The following is a 9,929-nucleotide window of genomic DNA, read 5'->3' as shown; positions in this document are numbered from 1 at the left end:
CCTTTCGCAGTTGCGCTTCGCTTCGTTCGCTGTGATCAACTTACGGTGGGACTTGCACCCACAAGAGTGCGCCCATGCTGGGCGCACAAAAAAAGAGCCGCCGCGCAGCCCGCGCGGCGGCTTTGCTTTGCTGCATGGCCCCGGGGCGAGGCGCCCCGGACGTGTGGATCAGGAACCCGACCCGACCTGCTGGATGACGCCATTGGGCGCCACCAGGTAATACTCGGCGCCGACTCCTACCCAGCGCGTGCCCTTGCGCGGCGCCGGCAAATTGTATTGCTTGTAATCGTCGATCACATACTGGCGGTCCCTGAACTCGGCCGGCAGGCGGTCGCCTTTCTTCCATTGCTGCACCTGCATATACGGCGAGCTTTGCGGGGCCGGCGGCGGCGCTGACGCCGCGGGTTCCGTCATCGGCCGGGTGGTCCGGCCAGTGCCTTGCGCCATGGCAAACGGCGCCGCCAGCACGCTTGCCGCCAGCAGCAGGACCGGCATCGCTTTCTTGGTATTCATCGTGATCTCCTTGCGTACGGAAAACCGAACTGCCGGAAGACCCGGACAGCATCTACCAGATTAGTCACAAAAGCGGGAAACCGTGGCATCCGTGGCCCGGCAGCCACGTCCCCGGCGTTCACAATTGTTTGCCCGGCGGCGGCAGGCGCCATGCGCCGCGTGTCGCGGTGGTGGCTAGAATGAGACCCGACGGAAACACTCAGCAGGCGGCGGCCAGGCGCCGCGCCTGCCCGGGCGCGCATGCGCCCTATAAAGTTCCCTGGCCCGCCCTCCGGCCGCGCGATGTTTTGACGCATGCGCGCCCTCGCCGGGGCTTCCAACCACCCCTGCCAGGGAACGACAAGAACAGGGGACTCTCGTGTTGCAAGACGCTGGTCGATTCCTGGCACTGGTCAATCCCGCCATCGCCATCGCATTCTCGCTGTGCTTCGTGCTGGCATGGCGCTATGAGCGCACCCGGCATTACCTGTTGCTGCCGGCTGCCGCGTACGGCATGTACGCGATCGCCATCACCCTGCAGATCGTCTGGTCCCCGCGGCCCGGCGGCGGACAGGCCACGGTGACCGGCCTGCTCTACCTGGGCAGCGGGATGCTGTTGCTGCGCGGCATGCTGGCGCGCATCGGTGCGCGGGTCGATACCTGCGCGCAGGTGGCGTTGCCGCTCGCGCTGCTCGGCGCGATTGCGTGGTTCGACCTGGTGCAGCCGCGGCTGGTGGCGCGCATCTACATCCTGAACGCCGGCATCGCCATGATCCTGCTGCTGGGCATGCCGGCGCTGGCCCGGCTGCGCGCCGGGCGCCTGGCGGACCGCGTGCTGTTCTGGGTCTACCTGGTGTTCGCGCTGCATTTCCTGCCGCGCACCGTGCTGACCGTGGTGCCGGCCGCATCGCACGATGCTGCCAGCTTTATCCAATCGGCCTACTGGCTGTGGCTGCAGGCCACGCTGGGGCTGCTGTTGATGGCACTGGCCCTGTCGTTGCTGGCCGCGGCGGTGCAGGACATCATCGTCGGCCTGCGGCACGAGCGCGACACTGACCCGCTGACGCTGCTGCATACCCGCCGCGGCCTGGCCGCGCTCGCCGTGCAGCAGATCCCGCCGCCGCCCGGGCAGCCGCTCAGCCTGCTGGTGTGCGACCTCGACTACTTCAAGTTCATCAACGACAACTACGGCCACAGCGCCGGCGACGCGGTGCTGGCGCAGTTCGGCCAGATCATCGCCGGCGGCATTCGCCGGCGCGATATCGCGGCGCGGCTGGGCGGCGAAGAGTTTGTCGTGCTGCTGCCCGATACCGCGCCGGACGCCGCACTGCAACTGGCCGAGCGCCTGCGCCATACGCTCGAACACACGCCGATGACGGTACTGCCCGGCGTGCACCGCGTGACCGCCAGCTTCGGCGTGGCGACGCTGCGGCCCGGCGAAGACCTGGATACGCTGCTGATGCGCGCCGACCACGTGCTCTACGCTGCCAAAAACCGCGGCCGCAACTGCGTCGCCTGGGAGCGGGACGAAGCCCCGCAGGCGTCCGGCGCCCTCGCCTGAGGCGGCGCTACAGGCCGCAGCGTAGCGCTTCGAAGCCGGTCGTCCGGATCATGGCGACAAGCGTGAATCGCGGTGGCCTGGAAAGCAGGCATCCAGCACCAGGCCGAGGTCGCCGATGCGGTCCTGCGTCGCCTGCACGGCCCACGCGGCGCCGGCCTCCAGTTCGCGGCACAGCTCCGCCGCGTCGCGCGCGGCATCGAAGTGCGCCAGCGCGCCGCGCATGCGCTGCGCGTGCGTCTGCACCGCGCCCAGGTCGCCGCTGGTGGCCGCCGCAAGCAAGGCATCGAGGTCGGCATACGCGCTCTGCGCCAGCAGCGCGGCGCTGGCTTCGGCGTTATCGCTGGCAAGCGGCGACGCCTGCGCGCACGCAGGCACCAGCTCTTGCAGGCACGCCGCCAGCGCTTGCAGCAGTACCGGCTTGACGAGGCAGCGGTCCATGCCCGCGGCATGGCAGCGACCCGCTTCGCCTGCGCCGGCGTTGGCAGTCAGCGCGACGATGCGCACGGGGTTGCCTGCCGCGCGCAGCCGGCGGCTGAGCGCGTAGCCATCCATGACCGGCATCTGCACATCGGTCAGCACGACGTCAAAGGCCCCTGCCGCGCAGGCCGCCAGCCCCTGAGCGCCGTCGCTCGCCAGTTGCACCGCGCAGCCAAGCCGCTCCAGCTGGCCACGCAGCAGTTGCCGGTTGTGCGGATGGTCCTCCACGACCAGCACGCGCAGTCCCAGGTGGGGCAGCGTTGGCATCGCGGACGGCGTATCGGCGCCGGCAACGCCGCGCGACGGCCGTGAGGAAGTGGCCGGCAACTGCAGCGCAACGGTAAAGCGGCTGCCCTGGCCCGGCGTGCTGTCAGCGGTGATATCGCCGCCCATCAGCCTGGCCAGATGCCTGCAGATCGCCAGGCCGAGCCCGGCGCCGCCGTGCCGGTCCGTGCCCGAAGCATTGCCTCGCGTGAACGGCTCGAACAGGTGTGGAAGCATCGCGCGATCGATGCCGACGCCGGTGTCGGCCACTTCCAGCATCAGCCTGACCTGATCAGCCGAGGGCAGCGGTTCCCGCCACATGCGCAGCGTGACGCGCCCTTGCGCGGTGAACTTGATCGCATTGCGCAACAGGTTGGCCAGCACTTGCCGCACGCGCAGCGGATCGCCCAGCAGCCACGGCACGCCCGGCTGCAGGTCGCAGTCCAGGGCCACGCCCTTGCGCATGGCCAGCGGCTCCTGCGCGCGCGCCACGGTTTCGGCGAGCGCCACCGGATCGAACGGCACCGCGTCCAGCCGCAGCTCGCCGGCTTCGATGCGCGAGAAGTCGAGCAGGTCGTCGAGCAACTGCAGCAGCACGCGCGACGAGGCGGTGATGGTCGCCACCTGCTGGCGCTGCGCCGCGTCCAGCCCGGTCATCGACAGCAGTTCCAGCGTGCCGAGCATGCCGTACAGCGGCGTGCGGATCTCGTGGCTCATCGCGGCCAGCAGGCGCGGGTTGGCGGGGCGCGGCGCGTCGGCCGGCGCGGGGCCCGCGCTGTCGTCGTTCGTCGTCATGGCATTGTCCGGGGCTGCATGCCCGCCTGAGGCGAGCGGAGATATGCCAAGCATAGTCACGCGCGGCCGCGCACGCATGGAATTCGCATCGCGCGCTGTCGATGTCGGACTCCTCCGGGCTTTGCGGCAGGGCATCGACAGCGAAGGGAAACTGCCCGCCAGCAGGTCGGCGTGGCACCAGGCTCAGGTCGAGCCCAGCCGGTCGCGCGTGCGCCGGGCCACATCCTTCGCCCACGGGAACGCGTCCCAGTAGCGGCGCGCAAATTGCTCGATCTCGTCGCGCTGCGTCAGCGACAGGCCGATCATGTCGAGTCCCTCGAGGAACATGCGGCGATGCCGCGCCGACAGCTCGAACGGGAAGTCGCCTACCGGCGTGCGCACCTGCATGGCTTCGACATCGATGCGGATCACGTTGGCGCCGTCGGCATCGGCCGCGTCCATCAGTCGCTCGATCACCTCGCGCGGCAGCATCACCAGCAGCAGCCGGTTGTTCATCGCATTCGAGTAGAAGATCTCGCCGAAACTGGGCGCGATCACGGCGCGGATGCCGAACTGCTGCAGGCCCCATACGGCATGCTCGCGGCTGGAGCCGCAGCCGAAGTTGGCGCCTCCGACAAGGATGCTTGCATCGGCGTATTCCGGCCGGTTCAGCACGAACTCCGGGCGTTGCGCGCCGGTGGCGTCGAAGCGGTGGTCATAGAGAATGCCTTCGGCCAGGCCCGACTTGTCGATGCCGCGCAGGAACTGCTTGGGAATGATCTGGTCGGTGTCGAGGTTCTCGAAACGGATCGCTGCGGCTTTGCCGGTGAGGCAGGAAACTTCAGGCATGGGACAGCTCCAGCTTGCGGACGTCGGTGATCGCCCCGGTAATGGCCGCCGCGGCCGCCATGGCCGGGCTCATCAGGTGGGTGATGGCACCCCGCCCCTGCCGGCCTTCGAAATTGCGGTTTGTGGTGGAGGCGCAGCGCACGCCGTCGGCGAGCACATCGTCGTTCATGGCCAGGCACATCGAGCAGCCGGGCTGGCGCCATTCGAAGCCCGCCGCGGTGAGGATGTCGGCGAGACCTTCGCGCTCGGCCTGTGCCTTCACGGCGCCCGATCCCGGCACCACCATGGCGCGCACGCCCGTGGCGACAGTCTTGCCGCGCACCACGCTCGCGACCGCGCGCAGGTCTTCGATGCGGCCGTTGGTGCATGACCCGATGAAGACGTGCTGGATCGGCGTGCCGGCCAGCGCCGCGCCCGGCTGCAGTTGCGTGTAGGCCAGCGCGCGCTCGACCGAGCGCTGCTGCGCCTCGTCGATCTGGTCTTCCGGGAAAGGAACCTGGGCCGACACCGGCAGCACCTGGTCTGGGCTGGTGCCCCAGGTCACGTGCGGCTCGACCTGGCTGGCGTCGAACACGTATTCCATGTCGAACTGCGCATCGGCATCGCTGTGCAGCGTCTGCCAGTACTGCAGCGCGGCGTCGCGCTGGGCGCCGTCGCCACCGATATCCGGCGCGCGGCGCAGCACGTAGTCGATGGCAGCCTCGTCCGGCGCGATCAGCGCGCCGCGCGCGGCGGCCTCGACCGTCATGTTGCACAGGGTGAAGCGGGCTTCGATGCTCAGGTCACGGATCGCTGAACCGCAGTACTCGACCACGTACCCGCGCGCACCCTGTGCACCGATCGCCCCGATGATGCGCAGGATCAGGTCCTTGGCGGTAGTACCGGGCGGCAGCCTGCCGTCCACGCGGATGCGCATGGTCTTTGCCATCCGGTACACCAGCGCCTGCGTGGCCAGCACGTGCTCGACTTCCGAGGTGCCGATGCCGAAGCCCAGCGCGCCGAGCGCACCGTAGGTAGTGGTGTGGCTGTCGCCGCAGATCACCACCATGCCGGGCCGGATCATGCCGTGCTCCGGTGCCACCACGTGCTCGATGCCCTGCAGCGTGTCGTTGGTGTCGAACAGCGGGATCGCGTGCCGCTCGCAGTTGGCGTGCAGGTTGGTGGCCTGCAGCGCCGACGCCGGATCGGCGATCACGCGGATGGCGCCGGGGTGCGTGGGAATGATATGGCTGACCACGGCCACGTTCTGCCCCGGCACCAGCACGCCGCGCGCCTGCTCGTGCAGGCCGGCGAAGGCCTGCGGGCTGGTGTACTCGTTCATCAGGTGCAGGTCGCAATACAACAAGACGTTGTCGTCGTCGATGCTGGCGACGGTATGGGAATCAACCAGCTTCTGGTACAGGGTGCGGGGTGTCATTGGCTAAAGCCTTGATAACGGTATGACGGTCATTCCGCGGTGATGCCGCGCTGCTTGATCAGGTTGGCCCACACGGGCATTTCTTTCTCGAGCCGCTGGCGTGCGGCCGCGGGCGTGGTAGGCGTCGGCTCGAAGCCTTCCTTGAGCATCCGGTCCCGCGTGGCAGGCGTAGCGAGCGCGGCGTTCAGCGAGGTGTTCAGCTTGTCGATGACCGGCTTGGGCGTGCCGGTGGGCGCGAACACCATGAACCAGGTTTCGAAGTTATAGCCGGGCAGGCCGGCCTCCGCCGCCGTCGGCACGTTCGGCAGCTGGGCGGAGCGCTTCGAACCGGTCACGGCCAGCGCCTTGAGCTTGCCGCCCTGCACATGCTGCTGGGCCGCGGACACCACCGGGAAGCTCATGTCGACCTGGCCGGCAATGGTATCGACCAGCGCCGGGCCGCCGCCGCGATACGGCACGTGGACGATTGACACGTTGGCCACCGACTTGAACAGCTCCGCCGACATATGGAAGGTGCTGCCATTGCCGGCCGAGCCGTAGGTCAGCTTGCCCGGCTGTGCCTTCGCCGCGGCGATCAGTTCCGGCAGCGTCCTGGCCGGGATATTGTTGTTGACCACCAGCACGTGCTGCGAGCTGGCGACCATGCCGATCGGCGCGAGGTCCTTCAGCGTGTCGTACGGCATGCGCGGGAACAGGCCGGGATTGATGGCCAGCGACACCGTCTGCAGGCCGACGGTGTAGCCATCGGCGGGCGACTTGGCGACCGCGTCGACGCCGATGTTGCCACCGGCGCCGGCGCGGTTCTCCACCACGATGGTGCCGCCCATGCTCTTGGCCCAGGCCTCCGCGACCAGGCGCGCGGCGATGTCGGCGCTGCCGCCGGGGGCATACGGCACGATCAGGCGGACGGGGCGCTGGGGATAGGACTGGGCGGCGGCGGTGCCGGCGGTGGCGGCGAAAGCCGCGGCACAGGCCAGCAAGGCAGTCAGGCGGACAAGTTTCACGGGCGTCTCCTGTGGGATGAATTGTTGTGGAAACGATCGTATCATTGCCCATAAGAAACATAATTCAAACACCGTTACTTCTTTAGTTCCTGTATTTCATCAATGGACCACTTCTCCGACCTCGCCTTCTTCCAGTGCATCAACAAGCACGGCAGCCTGGCCGCGGCCGCGCAGGAACTGGGCGTGACGCCGCCCGCAGTCAGCAAGCGGCTGGCCGCGCTGGAGGCGCGGCTGGGTGTGCGGCTGCTGCACCGGACCACGCGCCGCATCAGCCTGACGCCGGAGGGCGAAAGCTACCTGGTCGAAGGCGCGCGCATCCTGGCGGAGATGGAAGCGCTGGAACGCGCTATCGCCGGCAGCAGCAGCACGCCGCACGGCCTGCTGAAGATCGGCGCGACACTCGGCTTCGGCCGCCGTCATATCGCGCCGGCGCTGTCCGCGTTCGCGCGCGCGTTCCCCAGGATCGAGGTGCAACTGCACCTGAGCGACCGGCCGCTCAACCTGGTCGAACAAGGGCTGGATGCGCTGATCCATTTCGGCGAGCTGCCCGATGTACGGCTCACTGCGCGGCTGCTCGCCAACAATCGCCGCCTGCTGTGCGCCGCGCCTTCCTACCTGCACGACGCCGGCGAGCCGGCAAATCCGCGCGAGCTGGCACGGCACAACTGCATCTTTATCCGCGAGGCCGACGAGACCTTCGGCACCTGGCACCTGCGCAACGGCGCGCAGCAGGAAACGGTCAAGGTACGCGGCACCATGAGCACCAACGACGGCGAATCGGCGCTGGCGTGGGCGCTCGACGGGCAAGGGCTGCTGGTGCGCTCCGAATGGGACGTGGCCGAGCACCTGCGCAGCGGCGCGCTGCGCCGCGTGCTGCCGCAGTGGCAGCTGGCGCCGGCGGACATCTACCTGGTGTTCCCCGCGCGCAACCACCGGCCGGACAAGGTGCGGGCACTGGTGGATTTCATGCTGGAGCGGTTTGCCGGCCACCGCTCGCGCGGGCCGGGCGGCACGGACAGTGCGTGGTAGCGGGATAACGCCTGAACGCACTGCTGCGCCCCCGCTCAGAAGGTCTTCGTCAGCGATGCCCGTGGCCCATGCAGCGCCCTCTGGCATTGGCGTACACGGCCTTGTCGGCATTGGTGCCGGGATTGGCCCGGCCTGCCGTAGCGAAGGCATGCTCGATGCCGTCAGTCGACCTGAGCGAAGCCATCCGGCGCAGCGATACGCTGCAACTCGTCGCCACGGCATACCCCCATCTGGATTGGGGCACGAAGAAAAATTAGCCCTTGGTTAATTGCGGCAGCATACAGACATAGTTTCCGTTACCCAGCGCACGAACGGGCAGCGCCTTTCGTCGAGCAGCAATGTATCGTCCAGACAGCATGGGGAGTTTCTACTCCTTGTCCAAGGCCCCGGCAATTGGGACCGGGCCGGCAACTCCGTCGCGGAAGACCACCAAATGTTTGACGACCTGCGAAGTACCGATACCCGTGCCTACATTCCGTTCACAGGCCAAGAGTATTTGGATAGTCTGGATGATGCGCGCGAGGTGTGGATTTACGGCGAGCGGGTACGCAATGTCGCCGACCATCCGGCATTTCGCAATACAGCAAGGATGATCGCGCGGATGTACGACGCCCTGCATGACCCTGCGCGCCACGCCCTGCTTTGCGTACCGACTGAGTGGGGCGGCTTTACCCAACGCTTTTTCCGGGCGCCGCGAGACGTGGCGGAGCAGGTAGCACAGCGCGATGCAATTGCGTGCTGGCAGCGATGCGCTTGGGGCTGGATGGGACGCTCACCGGACTACAAGGGCGCCTTCCTCGCTACGCTCGGCCCGAATGCCGAGTTTTATAGAGGGTATGAGGAAAATGCCCGGCGCTGGTACCGCAAGGCTCAGGAGAAAACCTGGTATCTGGGACATGCCGTGGTCAATCCTCCGGTGGACCGCGAGCTGCCGCCGACCGCCACCTCAGATGTCTACGTGCGGGTGATCCGCGAAGATGATGCCGGCATATACGTGAGCGGGGCGAAGGTCGTTGCAACCGGCTCGGCGTTGACGCACTACACCTATGTGGCGAACGTTGACGCCACACCGGCGAGCGGTTCCAAGTTCATCGTGCCCACCAACGCTCCGGGGCTGAAGTTACTGTGTCGCGCCTCGAACGAATTCCGGGCTGCGGCTCTGGGCAGCCCGTTCGACTACCCGCTATCGTCGCGCCTGGACGAGAACGACGCGATCCTGGTGCTGGACAATGTTTTCGTGCCTTGGGAAAACATCTTGATGCACGGTGAAGTGGCATCGGAGGCCGCGCTGCAGTCCGGCTCCGGCTTCCTCGATCGCGCGTCGCTACACGGCTGCACGCGTGTTTCGGTCAAGCTGGACTTTGTCGTCGGCCTGCTTGCGCGAGCACTGGAAATCACGGGCACGCGTAACTATCACGGCGTGCAGGTCCAACTCGGCGAGGTCATCGCCTGGCGCAACGCCTTCTGGGCCCTGTCGGATGCCATGGCCAAAAGCGACGTGTCGTGGCATGGCCATGTCCGCCCTGCTCCGCATTTTGCCGGTGCGTATCGCGTGCTGAACCAGGAAGCACTGCCACGAGTGCGGAATATCATCGAACAGGTCGTGGCGAGTGGGCTGGTCTACCTTAACTCGCATGCGCGCGACTTCAACGTGCCGGAAATCCGTGTTCACCTGGACAAGTATCTGCGCGGGTCTGGTGGCGCCGGAGCGGAGGAGCGGGTGAAGGTGATGAAGATGCTGTGGGATGCCATCGGCACCGAGTTCGGTGGACGCCATGAGCTTTACGAGATCAATTACATCGGCAGCAACGACGCCACGCGCTTGACCAACCTGTCTGGCGCTCAGTGCAGCGGTGATCTCGACCGCATGAAGGCGTTTGCGCGCTCGGCGATGGACGAGTATGACCTGAACGGCTGGACTGTCCCGGACTTGATCAACCCTGACGACGTGAGCGTGCTATCGCGTCGATAAGTCTTCCGGCCGGCCGACTCGCTGACGAGGCACGAAGGGCTAGCCAACACGCCCGGAATGAAAAAGCCCGCAATCAAGCTGGCTCCAGGA

General features: G+C 67.2%; 9 protein-coding genes. 3 read left to right on the top strand and 6 right to left on the bottom strand.

What is annotated here, in order from left to right:
• Window positions 1–168 precede the first annotated feature (168 nt).
• Window positions 169–513 carry an RcnB family protein gene (locus tag K309_RS0112905; protein ID WP_029046808.1) on the bottom strand — a complete coding sequence of 115 codons (345 nt, stop codon included), beginning with the start codon at window positions 511–513 and terminating at the stop codon, window positions 169–171.
• Window positions 514–871: 358 nt separating this feature from the next.
• Here K309_RS0112905 and K309_RS0112900 point away from each other — a divergent pair, with 358 nt between their 5' ends.
• The gene (locus K309_RS0112900) at window positions 872–2,053 is read left to right on the top strand and encodes a GGDEF domain-containing protein (RefSeq protein ID WP_029046807.1); all 1,182 of its coding nucleotides are present in this window, start codon (window positions 872–874) and stop codon (window positions 2,051–2,053) included.
• A gap of 48 nt (window positions 2,054–2,101) precedes the next feature.
• Here the strand turns inward: K309_RS0112900 and K309_RS36465 are convergent, their stop codons facing one another.
• The 4 genes from K309_RS36465 to K309_RS0112880 all read right to left on the bottom strand — a co-directional run bounded on the left by K309_RS36465 (window position 2,102) and on the right by K309_RS0112880 (window position 6,838).
• Window positions 2,102–3,589 (bottom strand): ATP-binding protein, encoded by a 1,488-nt coding sequence (locus K309_RS36465; RefSeq protein ID WP_029046806.1) that lies wholly within the window; start codon window positions 3,587–3,589, stop codon window positions 2,102–2,104.
• A gap of 183 nt (window positions 3,590–3,772) precedes the next feature.
• Entirely contained in the window at window positions 3,773–4,417 is a 645-nt protein-coding gene (gene leuD / locus K309_RS0112890) for a 3-isopropylmalate dehydratase small subunit (RefSeq protein ID WP_029046805.1), read from the bottom strand.
• Complete coding sequence (gene leuC, locus K309_RS0112885; RefSeq protein ID WP_029046804.1) at window positions 4,410–5,834, bottom strand: 3-isopropylmalate dehydratase large subunit; 1,425 nt, start codon at window positions 5,832–5,834, stop codon at window positions 4,410–4,412. Before leuC ends, leuD begins: the two co-directional genes overlap by 8 nt.
• A 29-nt stretch (window positions 5,835–5,863) precedes the next feature.
• Window positions 5,864–6,838 carry a tripartite tricarboxylate transporter substrate binding protein gene (locus tag K309_RS0112880; protein WP_029046803.1) on the bottom strand — a complete coding sequence of 325 codons (975 nt, stop codon included), beginning with the start codon at window positions 6,836–6,838 and terminating at the stop codon, window positions 5,864–5,866.
• 102 nt (window positions 6,839–6,940) lie between these two features.
• Between K309_RS0112880 and K309_RS0112875 the strand changes: the two genes are divergently transcribed.
• Window positions 6,941–7,867: a LysR family transcriptional regulator gene (locus K309_RS0112875; RefSeq protein WP_029046802.1), complete on the top strand. Its 927-nt coding sequence runs from the start codon at window positions 6,941–6,943 to the stop codon at window positions 7,865–7,867.
• Window positions 7,868–7,916: 49 nt separating this feature from the next.
• Here the strand turns inward: K309_RS0112875 and K309_RS43780 are convergent, their stop codons facing one another.
• Entirely contained in the window at window positions 7,917–8,051 is a 135-nt protein-coding gene (locus K309_RS43780) for a hypothetical protein (protein ID WP_255360110.1), read from the bottom strand.
• A 249-nt stretch (window positions 8,052–8,300) separates the two neighbouring features.
• Between K309_RS43780 and K309_RS0112865 the strand changes: the two genes are divergently transcribed.
• A complete protein-coding gene (locus tag K309_RS0112865) occupies window positions 8,301–9,839 on the top strand; it encodes a 4-hydroxyphenylacetate 3-hydroxylase N-terminal domain-containing protein (protein WP_035877345.1) in 1,539 nt (512 codons plus the stop codon).
• Window positions 9,840–9,929 lie beyond the last annotated feature (90 nt).

It is taken from the genome of Cupriavidus phytohabitans, from assembly GCF_000426345.1.
GTDB lineage: Bacteria > Pseudomonadota > Gammaproteobacteria > Burkholderiales > Burkholderiaceae > Cupriavidus.
This window is presented reverse-complemented; position numbering and strand designations above follow the sequence as displayed.